Origin of the sequence: Plantibacter sp. MPB07, from assembly GCF_046619465.1 — a bacterium.
GTDB lineage: Bacteria > Actinomycetota > Actinomycetes > Actinomycetales > Microbacteriaceae > Plantibacter > Plantibacter auratus.
Genome location: NZ_CP177043.1, coordinates 1,993,300 through 2,015,255 on the forward strand (window position 1 = coordinate 1,993,300; position 21,956 = coordinate 2,015,255).

At 67.9% G+C, this 21,956-nt stretch carries 17 protein-coding genes; 8 read left to right on the top strand and 9 right to left on the bottom strand.

Annotated elements, in window-relative coordinates:
• Positions 1 to 54 precede the first annotated feature (54 nt).
• From ACLIME_RS09230 to ACLIME_RS09255, 6 genes are all read right to left on the bottom strand, one after another.
• Positions 55 to 468: an RbsD/FucU family protein gene (locus ACLIME_RS09230; protein WP_411558737.1), complete on the bottom strand. Its 414-nt coding sequence runs from the start codon at positions 466 to 468 to the stop codon at positions 55 to 57.
• Positions 465 to 1,523 carry an aldo/keto reductase gene (locus tag ACLIME_RS09235; RefSeq protein ID WP_411558738.1) on the bottom strand — a complete coding sequence of 353 codons (1,059 nt, stop codon included), beginning with the start codon at positions 1,521 to 1,523 and terminating at the stop codon, positions 465 to 467. Before ACLIME_RS09235 ends, ACLIME_RS09230 begins: the two co-directional genes overlap by 4 nt.
• A 96-nt stretch (positions 1,524 to 1,619) precedes the next feature.
• On the bottom strand, positions 1,620 to 3,170 hold the full coding sequence (locus ACLIME_RS09240) for an alpha-L-fucosidase (protein ID WP_411558739.1): 1,551 nt from the start codon (positions 3,168 to 3,170) through the stop codon (positions 1,620 to 1,622).
• Between the two features lie 23 nt (positions 3,171 to 3,193).
• A complete protein-coding gene (locus ACLIME_RS09245) occupies positions 3,194 to 4,063 on the bottom strand; it encodes a carbohydrate ABC transporter permease (protein WP_071259090.1) in 870 nt (289 codons plus the stop codon).
• Positions 4,056 to 4,901, bottom strand: a complete 846-nt coding sequence (locus ACLIME_RS09250; RefSeq protein ID WP_411558740.1) for a carbohydrate ABC transporter permease — start codon at positions 4,899 to 4,901, stop codon at positions 4,056 to 4,058. Before ACLIME_RS09250 ends, ACLIME_RS09245 begins: the two co-directional genes overlap by 8 nt.
• 110 nt (positions 4,902 to 5,011) lie before the next feature.
• Positions 5,012 to 6,280 (bottom strand): ABC transporter substrate-binding protein, encoded by a 1,269-nt coding sequence (locus ACLIME_RS09255; RefSeq protein ID WP_064294669.1) that lies wholly within the window; start codon positions 6,278 to 6,280, stop codon positions 5,012 to 5,014.
• A gap of 130 nt (positions 6,281 to 6,410) precedes the next feature.
• Between ACLIME_RS09255 and ACLIME_RS09260 the strand changes: the two genes are divergently transcribed.
• From ACLIME_RS09260 to ACLIME_RS09270, 3 genes are all read left to right on the top strand, one after another.
• The gene (locus ACLIME_RS09260; RefSeq protein WP_411558741.1) at positions 6,411 to 7,562 is read left to right on the top strand and encodes a LacI family DNA-binding transcriptional regulator; all 1,152 of its coding nucleotides are present in this window, start codon (positions 6,411 to 6,413) and stop codon (positions 7,560 to 7,562) included.
• An 84-nt stretch (positions 7,563 to 7,646) separates the two neighbouring features.
• Positions 7,647 to 8,210 carry a sensor histidine kinase gene (locus tag ACLIME_RS09265; protein ID WP_411558742.1) on the top strand — a complete coding sequence of 188 codons (564 nt, stop codon included), beginning with the start codon at positions 7,647 to 7,649 and terminating at the stop codon, positions 8,208 to 8,210.
• A gap of 185 nt (positions 8,211 to 8,395) precedes the next feature.
• Positions 8,396 to 9,403 carry a hypothetical protein gene (locus ACLIME_RS09270; protein WP_411558743.1) on the top strand — a complete coding sequence of 336 codons (1,008 nt, stop codon included), beginning with the start codon at positions 8,396 to 8,398 and terminating at the stop codon, positions 9,401 to 9,403.
• Positions 9,404 to 9,584: 181 nt separating this feature from the next.
• On the opposite strand, the gene ACLIME_RS09275 is transcribed toward ACLIME_RS09270, so the two are convergent.
• Entirely contained in the window at positions 9,585 to 11,489 is a 1,905-nt protein-coding gene (locus ACLIME_RS09275) for an ABC transporter ATP-binding protein (RefSeq protein WP_411558744.1), read from the bottom strand.
• Between ACLIME_RS09275 and ACLIME_RS09280 the strand changes: the two genes are divergently transcribed.
• A complete protein-coding gene (locus ACLIME_RS09280) occupies positions 11,482 to 12,699 on the top strand; it encodes a heparan-alpha-glucosaminide N-acetyltransferase domain-containing protein (protein ID WP_411558745.1) in 1,218 nt (405 codons plus the stop codon). The genes ACLIME_RS09275 and ACLIME_RS09280 overlap by 8 nt on opposite strands.
• On the opposite strand, the gene lysX is transcribed toward ACLIME_RS09280, so the two are convergent.
• The gene (lysX, locus tag ACLIME_RS09285) at positions 12,632 to 16,033 is read right to left on the bottom strand and encodes a bifunctional lysylphosphatidylglycerol synthetase/lysine--tRNA ligase LysX (RefSeq protein ID WP_411558746.1); all 3,402 of its coding nucleotides are present in this window, start codon (positions 16,031 to 16,033) and stop codon (positions 12,632 to 12,634) included. The genes ACLIME_RS09280 and lysX overlap by 68 nt on opposite strands.
• Positions 16,034 to 16,152: 119 nt before the next feature.
• Between lysX and ACLIME_RS09290 the strand changes: the two genes are divergently transcribed.
• On the top strand, positions 16,153 to 17,358 hold the full coding sequence (locus ACLIME_RS09290) for an alpha/beta hydrolase (protein ID WP_411558747.1): 1,206 nt from the start codon (positions 16,153 to 16,155) through the stop codon (positions 17,356 to 17,358).
• A 52-nt stretch (positions 17,359 to 17,410) separates the two neighbouring features.
• On the opposite strand, the gene ACLIME_RS09295 is transcribed toward ACLIME_RS09290, so the two are convergent.
• On the bottom strand, positions 17,411 to 18,661 hold the full coding sequence (locus ACLIME_RS09295) for a cation:proton antiporter (protein WP_411558748.1): 1,251 nt from the start codon (positions 18,659 to 18,661) through the stop codon (positions 17,411 to 17,413).
• Positions 18,662 to 18,786: 125 nt separating this feature from the next.
• Between ACLIME_RS09295 and ACLIME_RS09300 the strand changes: the two genes are divergently transcribed.
• Genes ACLIME_RS09300 through ACLIME_RS09310 form a run of 3 tightly spaced genes read left to right on the top strand, consistent with a single transcriptional unit; the run spans position 18,787 to position 21,946 of the window.
• Positions 18,787 to 20,043: an efflux RND transporter periplasmic adaptor subunit gene (locus tag ACLIME_RS09300; RefSeq protein ID WP_411558749.1), complete on the top strand. Its 1,257-nt coding sequence runs from the start codon at positions 18,787 to 18,789 to the stop codon at positions 20,041 to 20,043.
• On the top strand, positions 20,040 to 20,753 hold the full coding sequence (locus tag ACLIME_RS09305) for an ABC transporter ATP-binding protein (RefSeq protein WP_411558750.1): 714 nt from the start codon (positions 20,040 to 20,042) through the stop codon (positions 20,751 to 20,753). Before ACLIME_RS09300 ends, ACLIME_RS09305 begins: the two co-directional genes overlap by 4 nt.
• Complete coding sequence (locus ACLIME_RS09310; RefSeq protein WP_411558751.1) at positions 20,750 to 21,946, top strand: ABC transporter permease; 1,197 nt, start codon at positions 20,750 to 20,752, stop codon at positions 21,944 to 21,946. Before ACLIME_RS09305 ends, ACLIME_RS09310 begins: the two co-directional genes overlap by 4 nt.
• The last annotated feature ends 10 nt before the right edge of the window (positions 21,947 to 21,956 follow it).

Genomic DNA, 21,956 nt, shown 5'->3' on the forward strand with positions numbered 1-21,956 from the left:
TCCTCGGATGCGATCCGGTGTTGCAACATCGATAGGGGTGGTCGGTTTCCGGCGTCAGCGCAGGCCGATCGTGAGCAGGAGATTCCCGTACAGACGTTCGTCTCCGGTCGCGATGACGACGCCGACGTCCGGGGATCGCACGCGGTCGTAGAACGCGAAGCGCTCGACCCGCTCGATCGGCACCCCGGAGCCCAGTGCCCGCGCGTAGTCGTCCTGCGCGGGGGCCTCGACGCCGGGCGGGGTCTGCATGACGGTCGCCGACTCGACGTTCACGACCGTGAGCACGGCGTCGAGCACCGTCGTGACCTCCAGCAGGCCGGGGCGCAGGTTGAGATGGATGAGTCGTGCGCCTGGACGGGTCCCGGTCAGGTAGGGGTAGTTGCCGTCGGCGATGAGGACCCCGGAGCCGTGGCCCGACGACGCGAGCGCTTCGAGCAGCGGCGGGTGGACGAGTGGGCCGGTGATCACGCGGACGCTCCAGCCGTCGCAGGGACCGTCGCGCCGTCTGCGGCGTAACCGTGCCATCCCGGGATCGTTCCGTCGACGTCCCACAGCTCGAGCCAGCTGTCGGCGCCCGGCCAGAGGAACACCTGACCCTTGATGAGTCGGTTGTTCCGCTCTGCTGAACGCAACTCCTCCAGCTCGGCAGGGGTCAGGGGGTCTTCGATCACGGCTTGCAGGTTGGCGACGAACTGCGACTCCTTCACCGAGAACGGGATCGGGATCTGACCGCGCTGCACCGCCCATTTGAGGCAGACGAGCGCCGGATGGACGCCGTGCGCGCGGGCGATCGATGCGACGACGGGGTGGTCCATGTCGGAGACGTCGGAGTCGATGCGGTCACGATCCGGTCGCGACGGCGACCCGAGGGGAGAGTAGCCCACCGGCTGGATGCCGTGGTCGAGGCAGAACCGGAACAGCTCGGGCTGCTGGAAGCACGGGTGCAGCTCCATCTCGTTCAGCGCGGGGCGGATCCGCGCATCGGAGATGATGGCCGTGAGCTTGGGGATGGTGACGTTCGAGGTCCCGAGGTGCCGGACGACCCCCTCGTCGACCAGGCTCTCGAGGGCATGCCAGAGCGCCATGAACTCCTCATGGAGGTAGGGGCGCGCGTGCTGGTCGCGGTCGGCCGCGTCCGCGAACGGTGCGTGGTGGTTCGGGAACGGCCAATGCACGAAGACGGCGTCGAGGGTGTCGAGTCGGAGGTCCCGGAGGGATCGTCGGACCGAGGCGATCGCGGCCGCCGGCTCGTGGGCGTCGTTCCACACCTTCGACATGACGAAGAGCTCCTCGCGCGGCACACCGCGGGCGATCTCTTCCTCGAGCATGGCACCGACCTGCGCCTCGTTGCCGTACACCGAGGCGCAGTCGATCAGGCGGTACCCGGCTCGGATCGCTCCGCCGACCGCCGCCGCCACGTCGTCCGCGCCGTATCGGTCGGACCCGAACGTCCCCATTCCGATCGCCGGTATCGACGCCCCGCTGGCGAGTCGTCGGGTGGGCACGCTGTCGATCTTGATCATGTCTGTGTTCTCCGTTTCATTCAGTTCGAGCGTGGTCACCGGACGGTGCCACCGGAGCGTTCCGCAGCCGTGCATCATCGCCTCGGCTCGCCGCCACTAGATGTTGAGGCCGTGGAAGAAGTCGGTGCGGAGCGCCGGGCCCGCGGGCGCCAGCTCGATCCGCACCACGGCGCCACCTGGACCCGTCAGCTCCGAGTCGGGCAGCACGACCTCGAGATGCTCGCGTGTGCGTGTCCACTCGGCGGGTTCCCGTGAGCCGAGGACCCGGACGTCGACGATCGGCCGGTTGAGGAGCCGACAGTCCGAGCCGAAACTGCGGATGCGCATCCGGCCGTCTTCCGGACGGAGAAGTCCGATCCCGTAGACGTACTCGTGGCCGACCTCGGTCATCCGCGTGAATCGGATGTCCTCGGCGGTGTACACGGCCGCCGTGGCGTCGGTGAACGAGCCGGCGGCGGGTGCGGTCGGCCCTTCCCCGAACACGACCCACGGGCGCGACCCGTAGATCGCCTCTCCGTTCACGGCCAACCAGTCACCGACCGCTTCCAACAACGTGACCTCCTCCTCGGGGATCGTCCCGTCGGGACGCGGACCGACGTTGAGCAGGAGGTTCCCGTTCTTCGAGACGACGTCGACGAGTTCCTGGATGAGCTCGGAGGCGTCCTTGTAGTCGTGCCCCTCCACCCAGCTCCATGAGGTCCGGGACACCGAGGTGTCGTTCTGCCACACCTCCGGCCGGATGGCGTCCATGGTGCCACGCTCGATGTCGAGGACCGCGGACCCGGGCGCGAACGACTCCCACTTGTAGTTGATGACGACCTCACGTCCCCACTCGGCCGCCCGGTTGTAGTAGTACGCCGCCAGCCTCCGGAGGTAGGGCTCGAACGACGGAGTCTCGATGCCGGTGTCGAAGTACAGGATCTGCGGTCGGTAGGAGTCGATGATCTCGACCGTGCGCAAGAGCCAGTCCTCCAGGAAGCGCTCGGTCGGGTTCGTCTCCTGGCGCATCGCCGGTCCGTAGAGGTCGCTGTAGGCGGGGTCGCGGACGTCGGAGTCGAACGTCATCCCGTCGTTCATGAAGAACCAGTGTTCGGCCCGGTGGCTCGACGCGCCCGTGACCAGCCACGACTGGTCGACCGCTTCGAGGAGGTCGCCCATCACGTCACGCTGCGGGCCGACCTCGGTCACCTTCCACCGCGAGCGGGCGGTGTCGTACATCGTGTAGCCGTCGTGGTGTTCGGCGACGGGCACCACGAACTGCGCGCCGGCGCGTTTGAACAGCGCCGCCCAGGCCTGCGGGTCGAAGCGCTCCATGCGGAAGTGCGGCAGGAAGTCCTTGTATCCGAAGCGGTCGTGCGGGCCGTAGGTCTCCACATGGTGGTCGAAGGCGGGGGTGCCGCGCCGATACATGGTGCGCGAATACCACTCGTTGCCGAACGCCGGCACTGAGAAGGCACCCCAGTGCAGGAACACACCGAACTTGGCGTCGCGGTACCACTGCGGAGCCCGATAGTGCGACAGCGAATCCCAGGTGGCGTCGTACGGACCGGCGTCGATGACGGCATCCACCGCTGCGAGCGCTACACGGTTGTCCGAGACGTCGACCGGTGCCGGCAGGGAGGTGGGGTCGAGCGGTTCGAGGTTCATGGGTCTCCATTCGTGGTCGCGGCTCATCGGCCGCCGAAGGCGCCCGCGCCGATCGCGGCCACCAGTTGTCGTTGGGCGACGGCGACCACGACCACCACCGGGGCGATCGTCATCACACATGCCGCCATCAGCAGTTCCCATTGCGTGCCCGTCTGGGTCGTGAAGCCGGCGATGCCGATGGGGATCGTCCACTTGTCGGAGCTGTTGAGGATGATCAACGGCCACAGGAAGCTGTTCCAGCTGCCGAGGAAGCTGAAGATCGCGAGTACCGAGATGGCCGGTCGCACGAGGGGGACGATGACGCTGGTGAGGATGCGCCAGGTCGAGGCACCGTCGAGCCGGGCCGCCTCCTCCAGTTCCGCTGGGATCTGCAGCATGAACTGCCGGAGCAGGAAGGCCCCGAACGCGCCGAACAGGCCCGGGAGGATGAGCGCGATCCAGGTGTCGGCGAGCCGGACCTGGTCGAAGCCGAGGAAGAGTGGCACGACCGCGACCTCGGCCGGCAAGGTCAGCGTGATGATGAACAGCACGAAGACGGCGCTCCGACCGGGGAATCGCAGCCGGGCGAACGCGAACGCCGTCAGGGTCGCGACGATCAGGGTCAACAGGGTCGAGACGGCCGCCACGACCAGGCTGTTGGTGAGCAGCCGTCCGAAGTCGACCTCGACCCACGCGTCCGCGAAGTTCGACCAGAGGACCTCGGAGCCGATGAACGTGATTCGCGCACCGAACACCTCGTTCGCCGGCTTCAACGCGGTGAAGAACGTCCAGATGAGCGGGAACGAGAACACGAGCGCGAACAGCCAAGCGATCGTCGAGTTGGCCACGAACCCGAGCGTGCGTCCCCGGTGACGCCGCCGAGGGCCTCGTACCGCGAGCTGCTGATCAGTCATAGTGCACCCATTTCTTCTGTCCCCAGAGTTGGAACAGGGTGAAGATCGCGATGATCACGAACAGGACGGTCGCGATGGCCGACGCGTAACCGAGCTGGTTGTTGGAGAACGCGGCCTGGTAGAGGTACAGCATGATCGTCATGGTGCTGTTACCGGGTCCGCCGCCCGTGATCACGTAGGCCTGGGCGAACGTCGACCACGCGCCGATCACGGTCAACACCGTGGTGAAGAAGAGGGCTGGGCTGACGAGCGGGAGGGTGATCGAGAACAGGCGCCGGAACCGACCGGCGCCGTCGATGCGCGACGCGGCGATGACGTCGGGGCTGATCGAGTCGAGCCCGGCTCCGAGCACGATCATGTTGTAGCCGAACGACTGCCAGAGCGACACGCCGATCACGACGGCGAGCGCCCAGTTGCCGTCGCTGAGCCATGGGATCGGCGCAAGCCCGACGGCTGCGAGCGCCTGATTGACGGCCCCGTCCTGCTGGAAGAGCAGTCGGAACACCGCGGCGTTCGCCACCATCGGAGACAGGGCCGGGATCAGGAAGATCACGCGCAGCCAGTTCCGACCGGCGATGCGGGTCTGCAGCCACATCGCCATCGCCAACGAGATCGCGATGTTCGCCGGAACGTAGACGAGCACGAAGATCGCCGTGACGAGGACGCTGTTGAGGAACTGCGAATCACGGAACAGCCGGGCGTAGTTCTCCCAGCCGGTGAACTCCGTCCCACCGAGCACGGTCGAGTCGGAGAACCCGAGGATCAGCGACGCCAGCTGCGGGACGACGATGAAGACCACCAGCCCGATGAGCCCTGGGAGGACGAATACCCATCCCACCCAACGCGGGCCCCCGAGGGGCCGGCGGCGAGGCCGACCCCTCGGACGCTCCGGTCGGGTGACCGCGCCGTCGGTGACCTCACCCTCCGCGCTGTCGAGACGCACGAACGTCATTGCGCGAGGCCTGCCTTCACCTGTTCGAGCACCTCGGCGACCGTGCGTTGACCGGAGAACGCCTCCACCTCGTACTGCGTCAACAGGGTGTCGAGCTGGGACTGGTTCGCGGGCACCGGAGACGGCGTCGCATCACCGGTCATCTGCCGGATCACCTCGGTGAACTCCGGTGACCCGACATTGGCGGACCAGGCGTCGAGCGAGTCGAGCCGGGCCGGCACGGACGCCTGCGACTTCGTCACCTCGTCGAGACCCGCCTTGCTGGTCATGGCCGTGATGGCCTCGAACGCCTTCTGCTTGTCACCACACGTCTTCGTGATGCCGAAGCCCGAGCCGCCGATGAAGCCCTTCGACTGCCCGTTCGCACTCGGGATGACGGCGATGCCCACGTTGTCCTTACCGAGCGACTCCTGAGCGTGCTGCAGATCCCAGAGCCCCTGCATCTCCATTGCGGACTGGCCGGTGTTGAACGCGTCGATGTCGGGGAACGTTCCGCCGGCGGCCGCCTCGAGCGGCTTCGCGACCTTGTGCACGGTGGCGAGGTCGACGAGCAGTTGCAGCGCGTCATGGAAGGCCGGGTCGTCGAGCAGCGGACCGTTCTCGTCCGCGTAGGGATGTCCGTCCGCCGCCATCAGCGTGCTGATGGGGTTGGACCCCTGGCCGATCGCGAACCCGTAGACGCCGTCCTTCGTCGTGGCCTTGGCCGCGGCGATGAAGTCGTCGGTGGTCCAGTCGTTCGACGGCTCGGCGACGCCGGCGTCCTTGAACATCTGCTTGTTGTAGAGGATCACGGTCGGACCGGCGTTGAACGGAAGGGCGTAGAGCTCACCGTCCACCCGGAGCTGCTCGAGCATCGCCGAACTGTAGGCGGACAGATCGAGCTTATTCTCCTTCGCCAGTTCGTCGAGCGGCTCCAGCCCCTCGACGTACGGGTTCACCCGCCCGTTCTGGAACGTGACCAGGCAGGGCGCGCTGCTGCTGCGCATCACCGTGGGCAGCTTCGTGTAGTAGTCGCCGATCGGCGGTCCGGAGAAGCTCACCGACATCGAGGGGTCGGCGTGCACTCCTCCGGCGATGTAGTCGGCCCACTGCTGTTTGTCGGCCTTCCCACCGACCCAGGTGTACATGGTGAGCGTATCGCCGTCGAGACCCGACGCCCCACCGTCGGCTCCTGAACATGCGGCGAGCCCGAGCACCAGGGCCCCGGCGGTCGTGGTGACGCCCACGCGCCTCCACCTCCGGGCACCGTTCGTCTGTGTCTGCATACAACTCCTCCTTGAGTGTTTGGGCGAAACGTTACGTTCTCCGTGAATGCTAAGAAAGCGAAATCCACGAGTCAAGCACAGGTGTCGACTTCGAAATCTTTCGTACGGCGGTATCATCAGGGCGATAGGCGTGAGAACATCCGCGTGTCCCATCGTCGAAACGATTCGTGCTGATCGACAAAGGTCGCACGAACAGACGGCCGAGCTGGCCTATGCTGAGCGGAAACGCCTCTCGCTCGGCGGTGCCCGAGCAAGAGTGGTGAGCGGCGACACCAGGAAAGGCTGGGCTGTGACGACCTACAAGGACATTCAGCGGGCCACGGGCCTCTCGCTCGCGACGATCTCGAAGTACTACAACGGGCGCAACGTCCTCGAAGCCAACCGGGACGCCATTCAGACGGCCGCGCGCGAGCTGGGGTTCCGGCCGAACCAGAACGCCCGATCGTTGCGCTCACGGCGATCGAGGACCGTCGGCGTCCTGCTTCCGGCGATCAACAACGACTTCCACCTCACGATTGTCGCCGGCGTCGAGGAAGCGCTCCGCCCGAGAGGGTTCAGCGTCATCGTGGCAGCCAGCCCTGATCCGGCCGACGACTCCGTCAACCTGCTCATGGATCGGATGGTCGACGGGATCATCGCGGTGACACCGCCACATGACGTTCCGGCTCTCCGCGCCGCCGCTTCGCAGGTCCCGGTCGTCATGGTGGACTGGCACATCGACGACGTGCGTGCCGACGGCGTCTTCCTCGACAACATCGCGGCGGGCGCGCTCGGGGCGCGCCACCTGCTCGACCATGGTCACCGCCGCATCGGCTTCGTCGGCGGCGAATCGACGATCTCCTCGATGCGACTGCGCACGGAGGGCTTCGAGACGGCGCTGTTCACGCAAGGGATCCAGGCCGACCCGGCGCTCGAACGCTTCGTGCCGCTGACGGTCGACGCCGGATACCGAGCCACCCAGGAACTGCTCGCACGATACCCCCGTCCCACGGGGCTCTTCGCGGCGAACTACGAACTCACCCTCGGCGCGGTCACCGCGATCAACGATTCGGGTCTCCGCATCGGCCGCGACATCTCGGTGGTGGGGTTCGACAGCCGCGAACTGGCACAAGCGCTCGTCCCGAAACTGACGGTCATCGTGCAACCGACCCGCAAGATCGCCAAGCACGCCGCGCGCCTCATCGCAGACCACATCGAGGCCGGCGAACGCCCGGCCCCAACGGTCAAGTACCTCGAGGCGCACCTCATCCCCGGCTCCTCGGTGTCCCGCGTCGACGACTGAGCTGTACCTTCGGCTCCGACCTCGGTCCCGATGTCCGAGCTCGGGCCCGGTCTCCTGCCCGTAGGACGGGTTCAGGGAGTGCACGTGGGGGCGGCTGACGGCTCCGGTCGCTCCTCGGCTCACCACATCGAGCAGCCCCGCTCGGCGTCGACACGTCGCCCGAGCCAATCCAGGCTCAGCCCCGTCGACCTCAGTGCCATCGTCCTGGAGGCGGCCGACGAGCGACGACGACTCGGCCTGCCCGACGGCGTGGATCTGCGCACGGCTGCCGTGCCGACGCCGCAGCTCGTCGGCGATCGAGCACGCCTCCGCGAGTTGCTCTCGATCATGCTCGACAACGCGGTGACCTACACCCGTGCCGGCGAGATCTTCCTGAGCGTGCGCTCGGACGGTGTGGATGCGGTCATCCGCGTCACCGACACGGGGATCGGCATCCCGACGGACGAACTCACCCGGGTCTTCGAACGGTTCCACCGAGCCGGGAACGTGCGCGAGGAGACGATCCGCGGCTCGGGCCTCGGACTCACCATCGCCAGATCCATCGCGCAGGCGCACCGCGGCACGATCGAGGCGTTCGCCACCGGAGACCCAGGGACGACCTTCATCGTCCGCCTCCCGCTGGCCCGCCGGAAGCGCACGGTCGGCTGACGACACCGACGAGGCGTTCGGCACGGCGGCGCAGTGCGCGTCGACGATCCGTCGGAGACCGTTGACCGTTCCCGGGGCTGTCCTGACGTGACCGTGCGAGCGATACCCATCGAGCCTCGACGGCGAAGGGCGTGAGAGGACTAGAGTGCTGGCGAAACGGGTAGGCGCGACGATGCGGAGGACCGATGAATTCCGAGACCTTCGTCCTGCTCGCCGTATCCGTGCTGGTTGCCGGGTCGTGCGCGCTGTTGTTCGTCGTCGACAGCCGTCAGTCGCTGTCCGGCCGGTACATCAACCTCTGGCTCACGGCCTCCATGCTCGCCGTCCTGTGCACCGCTTCCTACCTCGCCGCGACGGGGCTGGGGCATCCGCCCCTGGTGGTGGCGGTGGGGAACGGCGCGATGGTCGGCGCTGTCGGGTTCGTCTGGCTGGGCTGCCAGGCGTTCAACGGCCGACGGATCCGGTTCTGGTTGGTCGTCACGGTGATGCTGATCGTCATGATCCTGACGTTCCTGCCCGAGTCCCGAGGTCCGAACTGGGCGGGGGTCGTCCCGAAACTCCTGAGCCTGAGCCTCTTCGCCGTGCTGACGGCAGTCGAATCGCGGAGGGGTCTGTTCGGGTCGTTCCGGGTGAGTTGGGCGATGACGATCGTGCACGCACTCCACGCGTCCTACAGCGGTGCGCGCGCCGTCGTCTTCGGTCTCCAGGGCCCCCGTGGCGATGTGTTCGAGCGGTACTTCAACACCGAGATCACGACGGTGATCAACCTGGTGTTCGTCGTCGTCACCACGTTGGTCCTGGTGTTCCTGCGAATCGAAGAGCTCTCCAGCCGGCGGGCGAGCGGAGGACCCGGTTGCTTCACGACGGTTCGTCGGCTCTGGGCGCTCCATCGTGATCACCCGGGTTCTGTGGTCCACTCCATCGAGATCGTCGATCTCACCGTGGTCAAAGACGCCTACGGCGTGGCGCACGCGAACGATCTCGTGATCCGCCTTATCGACAGTGTCGTCCAGTCGAGCCCGGGTGCCCAAGCCGTTGCCAGCACCCGCCGAGGCACCGTCCTGCTCCTGCTGCCTCACGGGCACAGCAGCGTGGAGGCGAAGGTCGACGCCGCGATCGAGGACGCCTACTGGAAGCAGTCGGTTGCGCTTGTCGACGGGTACGCCAGCACCCTGCGGATCACGACGCTCTGAGCGGCACCGCAGCAGTCGACCGGACGGGATCTGCTGATGTCCTCACCGGCGCCCGGGCCGGGCGGTGCTCACCACCAGAAGGGCGCTTGCATCACATAGGTACGTCATCCACGTCCATCCCTTCAGCACAACGAGATTCGACGCGACCGACGCAGATCCGATCCAGCCTGGCGACCATCGGTCAGCCGACAGGCGCTGGCCCATCCGTCGGGCCGATTCGCAGTGACGCGACCAGTTCCGCATAGAGCGGGCTGCTCGCGAGCAGTTCCCGATGCGTCCCGGACGCGGACATCCGCCCCTCGTCCATCACGATGATCCGGTCCGCGTCCATGACGGTCGACAGCCGGTGAGCGATCGTCACGACCAGGCTGTCGGTCGCGATCCGTTCGACGACGTCGTGGATCGCCGCCTCGGCCAGTCCGTCCAGCTGAGCGGTCGCCTCGTCGAGCAGCAGGATGTCGGGCCTGCGGACGATCGCCCGTGCAACACCGATCCGTTGCCGTTGTCCCCCGGACAGGCTCGTCGTACTGACGGGTTCATCGAGCCCCAGGGGGAAGCGCTCGACGAGTTCACGGAGCCCGACCGCGTGCAGCGCCGCCCAGAGCTCGTCATCGTCGGCCTCGGGGAACCGGTATGCCACGTTGTACCGGATCGTGCCCGCGAGCAGCGGCGTCTCCTGCTCGACGTAGGCGATGCGCTCGCGGATCGAATGCAGTGACAGTTCGGCCATGTCGGCGCCGTTCACCAGGATCCTCCCGGCCTCCGGTCGATAGAACCCGAGGATGAGCGAGAACAAACTCGTCTTGCCAGCACCCGACGGCCCGACCACCGCGATGCGCCCATGCCAGGGAAACGATGCCGAGAAGCCGTGGATCGCCGGTCGCGCGCTTGCGGGATAGGTGAATCCGACCCGGTCGAACCGCAATGCGTCCGCTCCCGACCTGCGCGGTTCGACGCTGCGTCCTGCGGTGGTGTCCTCCCGACGGATGTCGTCCGTCTCCTGAATGCGAGCGGCGGCGGCGGCGCCTGCCTGCAGCTCGGCGACGTACATGGTGATCGAACTGACCGGCTCGACGAGCTGGAAAGCGTACAACAGGAAGGCGACGAGCGTCGACACCTCGAGCCATCCGGCGCCGATCCGCCACGCACCCACCGACAGGATCACCAGGATCGCGAACTGGATCCCGGTGCCGGCGATCGTCCACGCCAGCGCTTCCGTCCGATTGGCGCGTTTGCCATGCGCCATGGAGTCCCGCGCCTCTGCGAGGACACGCGCTTCCTCGATCGACTCCGCACGCGCGGCCTTCATGGTCCGCACGGCGCGGGCTCCTCCCTCCAGGATCCCTCCGAGGCGTCCGATCGACTCCTGCGCCAGACGCTGTGCCGCGCCGATCCGCGGCATGAGGCGGCCGGCGAACACCCCGATCACCGTGATGCATCCGACAGCGACGAGGAAGAGCGTCAGGTCGAGCACGGCCATGAGCACCAGCCCACCGATGAGCGCGATGGTCTCGTTCACGAGGTTCACGAGGCTGGAGGAGGTCGCCTGCCGGAGCAGCACGGTGTCGGAGGTGACCCTGGTGACGACTTCTCCGGTGGGCCGGAACTGCAGGTCCGCGACCCTGCCCCGGAAGAAACGTCCGACGAGCAGGCTGCGAACCGAGAACACGATGTCCTCGGCGAGATTGCCGAGGAGGACGGCCTGGGTGAATCCGAACCCTGCACCCAGCACGACGAGGCCGAGCAACAGGGCGATCGGCTGGACCATGTCACGCTCGGTACCGACCGCGTCGAGGATCTGTTTGGTCACCAACGGCGAGGCGAGTGCGGCCGCCGTCGAACCCAACCCGAGTAGGAAACCGACCACGAGCCGAGACCGGTACGGGTGGATGAACGACCAGAGGATCCGGGCGTTCGGCCAACGCCGCCGCGCTTCGGACTGCGGACGATGGATCGGTGCGGAGCTCATGATGCTGGCAGCGTAGGGACGGAGGATAAGCGCCCGATAAGCGACGCTGGGAAGGCCGGGCGGCGGCGGGCTTATCGTGCGCACAGCGCGCCTCCGTACCGTCCGGAGGATGACCACCTCTGTCCCTGCCCTGCCCGCCCCCGATGGTCGACGATCTCGGCGGCTCATCGGCCTCGACCTGTTCCGCACGCTCGCAGTGTTCGGCATGCTGGTGGCCCACGTCGGTCCGGCCTCATGGTCGCCGGACGGCGGCCTGGGCACGGTCCACTGGGAGTGGGAGGTCTTCCACTCCCGGATGCCGGCGATGTTCGCCTTCGCCGCCGGCATCTCCCTGAACCTCTCCTCCCGACGCCTGGAGTCGCCAGGCCGCGAAGCCGCCGGCATGGTCGTCCGGGCCGTCCTGCTGCTCGGCTGCGGGCTACTGCTGCTGAGCCTTCGGACACCGGTCGTGGTGATCCTCGGCGCGTTCGCGGTGTTCTTCGTCCTCGTCATCCCGTTCCTGCGCCTCCGGACGGGCCCGCTCCTCTGGGTGGTAGGGACCTGGGCGATCATCGGTCCACCCCTCTCCCTGTTCCTGCGCGCATCAGCTCCCGACGTGAGGAACATGCTCTGGGACCTGCTCGTCAGCGGGGACTATCCGGCGCTCACCTGGATGCCGTTCGTGCTCGCGGGCGTCGCGATCGGTCGTCTCGATCTCACCGGCCCCGCCGTTCGACGCCGCCTGGCACTCGTCGGCGCTGCGCTCGCCACCCTCGCCTACGGTGGCTCGGCGCTCGTCATGCAGTTCGGCGCTCGGACGGCGATCATCGCCACCCTGCCAAGACAGGACCCGGCCGAGTACGCGCAGCGCTACTTCGCCGAGCGCGGCGTCACCGACTCCGGATCCTGGTGGTGGCTCGCGAGCGACGCTCCCCACTCGGGCAGCTGGGGCGACGTGCTCGGCGCGCTGGGCACCTGCCTGTTGCTCCTGGCGGTCCTCCTGACGGTCGGCGACTGGGCGACGAGGAGCGACCGGACGCCCGCCGGCCGGCTCCGAGCCCGCCTGGCAGGCTGGCTCGCCGCCCCCGGGTCCATGGTGCTGTCGGTCTATGCGCTCCACATCGTCGGGATGTGGGTGGTGACCGCCGTCACCGGTCACAGCTTCGCGCCGGCCCAGCCGCTCTGGATACTGGCCGTCTTCACCGTCGGGCTGGGTGTCTTCGCCGTCGTGTGGTCGCGATATCAGCGACAAGGGCCGCTTGAACGGCTCATGAGCCGGGTCAGCCGGTCGCTCCTGCCGGGCGGACGAACGGGAACGCGATCGACTCGCGGATCGTCGCGCCGGTGATGAGCATGACGATCCGATCGACACCGAGACCGAGACCACCGGTGGGCGGCATCCCGAGTTCGAGAGCCGCGAGGAACGATTCGTCCACCTCCATCGCCTCAGGGTCTCCGCCGGCGGCGAGTAACGACTGCGCGGTGAGCCTCGCCCGCTGCTCGAAGGGGTCGGCGAGTTCGGTGTACGCGGTCCCGACCTCGGTTCCGAATGCGACGAGGTCCCATCGCTCCGCGAGTCCCGGAGTCGTGCGATGTCCGCGTGTCAACGGTGAGGTGCTCGCCGGGAAGTCGATGTAGAAGGTCGGCGCCGTGGTCGCCGGTTCGACGAGCTCCTCGTACAGCCGCTCGATGAGGTGCCCCGCATCGTCTGAGCTGCGGGGCTCGAGGCCGTGGTCGCGCGACACCGCTTCCAACACCGCACGGTCGCTGTCGATCGTGACGGTCACGCCGGTCACCGCGGAGACCGCGTCGCAGACGGAGAGGACCGGCCACGCTCCGGCCAGGTCGACGACGACGCCGTCCGGGCCGTTGATGAGGGTCGTGCCACTGACGGCGACGGCCATCCGTGTGATGAGGCGCTGAGCGAGCTGCCGCATGTCGGTGTAGTCGGCGTACGCGCGGTACGCCTCGACCGCCGTGAACTCGGGATTGTGCGTCGCATCGGCACCCTCGTTGCGGAAGTTGCGTCCGATCTCGAAGACCTGTGGGAAGCCTGCGACCACGAGGCGCTTGAGGGCGAGTTCCGGTGCGATGCGGAGGGTGAGGTCGGTTCGATACGCGTTGATGCGGGTGCGGAACGGGCGGGCGTTCGCTCCCCCGTGGACGGATTGCAGGATCGGCGTCTCGACCTCCAGATAGCCGTCCTCGAGCAGACCGTCCCTGAGCGCTTGGATCGCGTACGAGCGAGCGCGGACCATTTCGGCGGCTTGGGGATTGACCAGGAGGTCCAGGTGTCGCTGTCGGACTCGGGTTTCGGGATCGAGGAGACCGCCTCTGCCGGGCAGCTCGTGGAGGGCTTTCGCCGCGAGCTGCCAATCCGTCGCGATCCAGCTGAGCGTCCCGGAGCGGCTCCGGCCGACGGTCCCGGTGAAGGAGACGATGTCGCCGGGCTGGGAGGCACGGAGCGCATCGAAGCGATCGGTCCGATCTGCGGTGGCGATCACCTGCAGGACCGTGTGGTCTTCGGACACGTCGAGGAACAGGACGCCGCCGTGGTCACGACGCCGCAGCACCCGGCCCGCGATCGAACCGGACACGCTTGCCCCAGGAGCGGAGACCACCTCGACGATCCGCTGGGTGTGGCGCACGGCCGCCGGGTAGAGGTCTGCTCCAGCCATCTGCATCGCGAGCGCACGCTCGACTCGGGCGAGGTGGGTGCCGCGGCGCCGCACCGTCGCCGTCGCCGCCACCGAGGGAGCGCCGAGTTCCGATACACGCTCGGCGAAGTCCTCGGGCCGGAGGGACGACTGGCCGAGGAAGGCCCGTCGATGACCGCGACGGTCGACGATCGAATGCCCGAGGAATCCCTCCGCCCGCGCTGCAGCGAGCCACACGCGTCCGAGCGAGACACTGCGATCGCTGCAGAGGAGGCGCGGCCTCCAGTCCGGGGCGTACCGCTCGTTCGCGCGGCGGAGCGAGTCGAGCTGCCAACGACGAGACAGGGCGAGGAGGACTCGACGTTTGAGGCGCAGCATGCGCCCGGCACCCGGCCGTTCACCGCGGGCGAGGATCTCCCTGAACATCGCGAAGTTCAGCGAGATGCGGGTGATCTGGCGGGAGCCCGCCTCCTCCACGAGCCAGTCGACGAGGAACTCGGTGGTGCCGTTGACTGCGTCAGGACTCCGGCGCATGAGGTCGAGCGACAGCCCGTCGTGGTTCCACGGCACGAAGACGAGGAGGGCCTGGACCTCGTTGTCGCTGTCATGCGCGGTGACGACGACCGACCGGCCGTCACTGGCGTCGCCGAACCGTGACAAGGCCATCGAGAATCCACGCTCGACGTCGTCGTCACGCCAACGGTCCCCGAGCTCGACGAGTCGGTCGAGCTCCGCATCCGAGAGTTCGTCCTGTCGACGCATCTGCGCGCGGTATCCGGCCCGGCGCACGCGGCGGACAGCAGCACTCAACTTCGGGTCGCCCCGCAGCGCGTCGATGGCACGCTCATCGGTCCCGAGGATGGCCTCCTCCCCCATCGACGTGCTCTGCAGGCCGAGTCGCTCGTAGCAGCGCGCTCCGCGCTCCGTTGTGGAGAGCACCGCGGGTATCCACCCGAACGCTCTCGACTGATCGACGAACGCGCGGGCGGCATCCATCCAAGAGGACTCGTAGCCGATCGGATCACCGCTCGCCAAGGCGATGCCGTCGACGACCCGGAACGAGACGGCGGCTCGGCGGTCGCGTGAGAAGACGACGGACTTGTCCCGCCTGGTGGAGAAGTACGCCAGCGAGTCGTCCGTCCGCGACTCCGCGAGGAGGGCACGGAGCTGCAGCTCCTCCGATGCGGTCATGGGCCTGGACACCCGGGCCGTCCGCAGCAGGATGAGGAGCGCGATCAGCAGGGCGGTCGCGGAGATGCTCGAGACCAGGAGCGGCACCGGCGAACCGGGCCGGGAGTCCTGGTCGTGGAGCAGTGCGTCGATCGGTTCGAGACCGATGGAGGCACTGAGCGCCCAGAGCCAGGCGTCTCGTGCCGAGGTCAGCGTCCCGGGAAACCACTGCGCCAACGCCCCGCCGATCAGGACCGCGAGCGACAGTCCTGCGGCGAGCACCACTCCGGCCGTCCGGTGCGCTGCCGGCTGGAGTCGTGCCGAGAACTCCCGCCGCGCCGCGACGAGGACACCGATCACGAGTACGGCCACCGAGCCGGCGACGAGGTCGGGCAGGAGGAGCCCCGCCGGGAACGAGGTGTCGGTGACGGTGGCGATCAGGTCCCACACCGAGGTGACGACGTTCGGCACTTCGAACACGATCGTCGCGAGCATCGCCGCGTGCTGTCGCCGGACGAGCCCGGCACCCAGCACCAGGAGCAGGACGGCGTTGAAGATGAACGGTTCCGGCGACAGCCCGAAGACGGCGAGGTAGGAGCCCGCCCAGTAGATCTCGACCGGGAACAAGAGCGGCGGCACCGAGAGCACGAGGAGGGAACCAGCCAAGATCTGCAGGAAGCGCCCCATCAGCAGCGGCATCGCGGCACGCCACCCGGAACCGGTCATCGGACGGACAGGGATCCGAGCCGTCTCGATCGGAGGCGTCGACAGCGAGAGGCCGGTCGGGCCACGGCCCGGCGGTCGTTGCGGCTCAGCTGCTGCAGGCCGCACTGCACGATCTCCAGTGATGGTCATCCGGGGTCCCCTTGCCTGGTCGGAACGGACCACCATCGTGCGCGGCGTGGATAAGAGCCGGATAAGACTTCTGCGATCTGGTCCATCGCCGCCGGGTGGGCCGCATACCGTGAGGAGCGGTGACCTCCGTCGCCTGCACCGCTCAGTGGAAGGACCAGCCCGTGGACGTCGACGCCCCGATCCATCTCCCTGCCGCACTGTCAGGCGACCTCGGCTCCGACCTCCTGGCGAGCTATTGGCCGAGCGTCGCGGCGTTGTCCGTAGCGGCAGCGCTGGTCACCGGCCTGGTCGTCCTCGTCCGCAGGCGCCGGCGGGCCGCCCGTTCGAGCAAGCGGATCGTGCTCGCGGTCGGAGCCCCTGCCGTCGTGGCGATCGTCTGTGCCGTGGCCCTCGGCGTCAACACCTGGGTCGGCTACTTCCCATCGGTGGCTGCGGTCCAACGATGGCTCGACGCCTCACCGCGCAAACCCGTCGCCGCGTTCCCGACGACCGCCGTTCAGGGCGGCACGAGCGTCGTGCCGGACGGTGCGCGGCGCGTCACGACCGACGACCGAGGCTACGCGTTCCTCACCACCGTGCCGTCGCACGGACGGTCGATGCCGGACGCCGGGGCCTGGGTCTACCTTCCGCCCGGCTACGACGCAGGCGGCAACACCGCCCGCTACCCACTGCTCGTCGCCCTCCACGGCGCTCCGGGAAGCGCGGCCGACTGGTTCGCCGGAGGACGCCTCGACCAGGTACTCGACGTCCTCATCGCGGCCGGCTCGATCCCACCGGTCGTCGTCGTGTCGCCAGATCTCAACGCCGGACCCGACCGTGTCGACCGCGAGCCGTTGAACCTCCCCGGCGGCCCACAGATCGAGGATTACGTCGCGAAGGATGTCGTCGGCTGGGCGGACACGCACCTGCGGACGAAGGCCGATCCGAACCACCGCATCATCTCGGGTATGTCCTCCGGTGGACTCGGAGCACTCCTGTACGGGCTCCACCACCCTGACGTCTTCGGCGGCGTGGTGTCGATCATGCCGTACACGAACCCCTACACACCCGAGGTGACCGCGGACCCTGCCGCTCGCCAGCGGAACACGCCGCTCGAGGCCATCGCGCTGCGAGAGACCGGCGGCGATCAGCAGTTCTTCCTCGGACAGGGCGATGGGGAGAAGACGGCAGAGGCGACGCAGATCCGTGACGCACTCCGGGCGCACGACCACCCGACGACGCTCAGGGTCCTGCCTGGTCTGGCACACAACTGGACGGCCGCGCGGACGATCATGCCCTACGGGCTGGTGTGGGTGTCCCAGCGCCTGGGCTGGTCGGCCGGGTGACCGGCTGCACGCCTGCCGGTCCTCGCCCGAATCCACCCGCCATCGATTCGGATCAATCCGATCGGTCGCCGCGTCCGAGCGACGGTTGCGCCGACGCCGTATCGGGTCGCCCGTAGAACCGCTTGATGAAGAACGTGCCCCCTGCACCGTGGATCAACAGACTACCCAGTACGACCATGCTGGTGGCGGCGAGCACAGGATATCCCTGGCTGAGCGGCAGCGCGTTGAATGCGATCAGGCCGAAGACGATGGACGCGGCGCCACGAGGTCCCATGGTCGCGATGAACAGCCGATCGCGCCGCCGGACCTTCGTTCCGAGAAGCGACACCCACACCGGGATGAACCGTCCCAACGTCAAGGCGAAGAACGCGAGGATGAGAGCCGGCCACCAGTTGTAAGTCACACTGAGCAGCGTGATGGCGGCGATCCCGAACGCCAGCCAGAGCAGCAGGTTGACGAGCGAGGTGAGGTCCTCGACGAAGGACAGCTCGCGCTCTTCTTCCCATTGCTTGCCGCGCGCGAAGCGGAATGCGATGCCACACACGAATGCGGCGACGAACCCGTTCGCACCGACCATCAGCGCCAGTCCGAAGGTCGTGAGCGGAAGGGCGACGATGCCGATCCGGATGCTCTGCTGATCTGCCCAGCCCCTCCGCAGGACCACGCCGAACACCTTGCCGATCACCGTGCCGACCACGCCGCCCACGACGATGGCGAGCAATCCGGCCGGTGCCGCCTTGAGCAGGGCCCCGGCCACGTCCTGCCCGGGGGTGTGCGTGCTCGAGGCGAGCGCGAGAGCGCCCAGCAACAACGGCGCGACCAAGCCGTCGTTGTACCCGCTTTCCACGCTCAACCACCGTCGGACCTGATTCGGGATGCGCTTGTCCCGGACGATGGACAGTTCCGGTGAATAGTCCGCGGGAACGGAGATACACGCGATGGCGAGCACAGCCGCTGTGGACAGACCGAGCGGAAGACTGAGACCGAGCGCGATGACCATCGCGACCGACAGCGGAAGGGCGATGAACAGCAGCCGCAGCGGTACCGGGCCGAACTGCGCACGAATCGAGCCACGGACGTCGACTGCGTCGACGAAGAGCAACAGCGCGAGCGTGACCTCGGCGAGGTTCAAGGCGAGGTGCGAGTCGAAGAACGCCACCGACCCGTCCGCGATGAACCACCCGATGAAGCCACCCAGCACGACCATGATCATGGGCCCGTTCACCCACACCGACTTGAGCTTGCGGTGCAGCACAGCCCACACCATCGACGCGAGTCCGAGCACGAAGATCGTCGCAGCCATGACCTCTCCTCATTCGGCCACCTCGTGGAACGGCGACCGGATCAGTTTACGAATCAGATCGAAACCTCAGGCGGTGTCTCCACGATCCTTATCCGACGCTTAGGAACGGTTTCTACCCTTCCCCCATGACAAGCAAGAAGCGTTGGATGATGTGGGGTGCCACCGGGCTCGCGGTCGTCGTGGCGGTGGGATCAGGAATTCTCGTCACGACGTCGATGGATCAGGCCGAGCCGACACCGGCCGCAGCGACCGCCACGGCGGAAGCGACGACCATCACCGCGACGGTCAACGGGAAAGGCGCGATTGCAGCCGCGAGCACCGCTTCGGCGGGCTTCGTCGACGGCGGCCGGATCAGCACGATCTCCGTTGCGGTCGGCCAGACGGTCGCAGCCGGGCAGGAGCTCGCCACGGTCGACCCGGGCCCCGCCGATCTGGCTCTTGAGAAGGCCCACGGTGCGCTCACCGCAGCGCAGAGCTCCCTCGACGCCGCCCGGCAGACCGCGCAAGCAGGCGTGGATGCTCTGGCTGCTGCGAAAGCCGCCCTCGCTGCGCTCGCCGCCGACGCACCGGAGCGCCAGAGCACCGAAGGGACGATCCGGGACTTGACGGCGCAGGGGCCGACCCAGCGAGACGCCGTCGCTCAGGCGGAGAAGGTCCGTGACGACGCGCGCCGCGACGAAGCGGCCGCGCAGACGGCTCGCGACCAGACGACCTTGCTCGCGCCCATCGCCGGCGTCGTCACGGCGGTGAACGGAACCGTCGGAACCATCCTCACGGGGGGACAGTCTGCTCAGGCAGCCGGCGATGGGACGAACGCCGCCTCCGCGACGGCGTCAGCGGGCCTGGTGTCGATCGCCGACGTGTCGAGTCTTCGTGTCACCGCATCCGTACCCGAGGCGGACATCGCTTCGGTCGCCGTCGGGCAGACCGCCTCTGTGACCCTCCCGGTGAAAGGAGCCGACCCGATCGACGGTACTGTCCTCGCCGTCGCGCCGATCCCGCAGAGCAGCACGGACGGCGTCGTGAGCTATGCCGTCGCGATCCAGCTGGCGACGGTACCCGCCGGTGTCCGCCTCGGCCAGACGGCGGTCGTCGCGATCACGGTCGCGACGGCGGAGCAGGCGACTGTCGTTCCGGCTGAAGCCGTCGTTCTGACCTCCACGAGCGCGGGGACGGTCGAGGTTCGGACGAAGTCGGGTAAGACGAAGACCGTGGAGGTGACCATCGGGATCAGCACACCGACCCAGGTCCAGATCCTCGAGGGGCTCCGGCCCGGCGATACGGTGCGACTCAGCACCCCGACGGCTGCTCCGGCCGGGGGCGACGACCCTGACGGGCAAACCCCTGCCGATGATGACGGTTCGTTCGGAGGCCCGCAGTGACCAGTGCGATCTCGCTCGACGGCATCACACGGCACCACGGTCGGGACGGGACCGTGGTGCGTGCCCTGGACGGCGTCGACCTGACCGTACCCTCAGGCGAGTTCCTCGCGATCGTCGGACCGTCGGGGGCGGGTAAGTCGAGTCTGCTGAACATCCTCGGTTGTCTTGACCGTCCGACGGCCGGTGACCTCCGCATCAATGACCGGCTCGTCTCCACGATGCCACCTGCGATGGTCGCCGATATCCGCAATGCAGAGATCGGTTTCGTGTTCCAGTCGTTCAACCTCATCCCGGCGCTGACCGCGAGAGGGAACGTCGAACTTCCGATGGTGTACGCGGGTGTCGGTCGGCGTGAACGTCGAGTACGCGCCGAGGAAGCACTCGCTCGCGTGGGACTTGCGGCGCACACCGACCGACACCCCAACCAGTTGTCCGGTGGTCAACAGCAGCGGGTCGCCGTGGCGCGGGCGATCGTCAACGATCCTGCGTTCATCCTCGCCGACGAACCGACCGGCAACCTCGACTCCGAGTCGACCGAGGAGGTGCTCGGCATCATCGAGCAGCTCCACCGAGCGGGGTCGACCGTCGTCCTCATCACCCACGAGGACGAGGTGGCCGCGCGCGCGGAACGGATCGTGACGATGCAGGACGGCCGCGTCGCCCGCGACGAACGACGACCTTCGACGACCGGACAGTCGGTGATCCGATGAGGGCGGGCGATCTGCTCGGGGCCGCCGTACGGGGCATCACGGGAAATCTGACCCGGTCGATCCTGACGATGGTGATGATCGTCATCGGCGTCGGATCGGTCATCACCCTGGTCGCCGTCGGGAACGGCGCGTCCAAGCAGGTGAACGACCAGATAGCCGCGCTCGGCGCGTCGGCCATCACGGTGTCACCCGGGTTCTCGGCGACCGGGCCGGGCACGCAGCTCGAGCTCGAGGATGCCGCGGCGATACGCTCGAGCCTGGTGGCGTCGAGCGTCGCACGGGTCGCACCGCAGGTCTCCGCGGAGCGACGAGTCGTCGCGGGCAGCCGATCCGTCTCGCTGTCCGTCGTCGGCACCACCGAGGACTACTTCACCATCACCAACGCCCTGATCGCCCAGGGGCGCCCGCTCGCGGCATCCGATGCGCTGGGCGGCGGAGAAGTCACGGTCCTGGATGCCCGATCCGCTGCGGCACTGTTCCCCGCCGGAGATGCCGTCGGACAGACCGTCCTCGTCGGTTCGGCGCCGTTCCGTGTCGTGGGCGTCTTGGCCGAGGGCGGCGCTGCCCAACAGGTGTTCGGCTCCGGTCGGACGATCTACGCACCCATCGATCGCGTCCGCTCGTCCGTCACGGGATACGGTCCATTGAGCGCGCTCACCGTCGGCGCCGTGTCACCGAACGCGGTCGACCAGGCTGCGGCCGAGGTCCGAACCGTCCTCGCCCGCCAGCATGGATCCGTGGACGGAGGCGGTGCCTTCGACATCTCGACGCCGAACCAGCTCCGTTCCGTACTCGGCGGGTCAGCTGCGAGCCTCAACGGGATGCTCGCCGGCGTCGCCGCCATCAGTCTGCTCGTCGGCGGGATCGGGGTGACGAACGTCATGCTCCTCACCGTCCGTGAACGCACCAGGGAGATCGGCATCAGGAAAGCGCTCGGCGCGCGACCCTTCTCGATCGCCGGCCAGTTCATGATCGAGGCCACCGCGCTCAGCATCATCGGCGGACTCCTCGGCGTGGCTGCTGCGTTCATCGTCACGCGCACACCGATCAACGGGATTCCACCGGTGATCGAGCCAGCCACCGTCGGCCTCGCCGCCGGGCTGTCGATCGGAATCGGGATCGTCTTCGGAACCTACCCCGCCGTCAGGGCGTCTCGGATGGATCCCGTGCAAGCGCTGCGTGTCGGCGTCTGACCGCTCGGCC

Excerpts from the sequence above, each read along its gene's own strand:
- ACLIME_RS09255 (WP_064294669.1), bottom strand. The coding sequence starts at position 6,280 with ATGCAGACACAGACGAACGGTGCCCGGAGGTGGAGGCGCGTGGGCGTC.
- ACLIME_RS09240 (WP_411558739.1), bottom strand. The coding sequence starts at position 3,170 with ATGAACCTCGAACCGCTCGACCCCACCTCCCTGCCGGCACCGGTCGAC.
- ACLIME_RS09270 (WP_411558743.1), top strand. The coding sequence starts at position 8,396 with ATGAATTCCGAGACCTTCGTCCTGCTCGCCGTATCCGTGCTGGTTGCC.
- ACLIME_RS09310 (WP_411558751.1), top strand. The coding sequence starts at position 20,750 with ATGAGGGCGGGCGATCTGCTCGGGGCCGCCGTACGGGGCATCACGGGA.
- ACLIME_RS09295 (WP_411558748.1), bottom strand. The coding sequence starts at position 18,661 with ATGGCTGCGACGATCTTCGTGCTCGGACTCGCGTCGATGGTGTGGGCT.
- lysX (WP_411558746.1), bottom strand. The coding sequence starts at position 16,033 with ATGACCATCACTGGAGATCGTGCAGTGCGGCCTGCAGCAGCTGAGCCG.
- ACLIME_RS09245 (WP_071259090.1), bottom strand. The coding sequence starts at position 4,063 with ATGACTGATCAGCAGCTCGCGGTACGAGGCCCTCGGCGGCGTCACCGG.
- ACLIME_RS09235 (WP_411558738.1), bottom strand. The coding sequence starts at position 1,523 with ATGATCAAGATCGACAGCGTGCCCACCCGACGACTCGCCAGCGGGGCG.
- ACLIME_RS09280 (WP_411558745.1), top strand. The coding sequence starts at position 11,482 with ATGACCACCTCTGTCCCTGCCCTGCCCGCCCCCGATGGTCGACGATCT.
- ACLIME_RS09300 (WP_411558749.1), top strand. The coding sequence starts at position 18,787 with ATGACAAGCAAGAAGCGTTGGATGATGTGGGGTGCCACCGGGCTCGCG.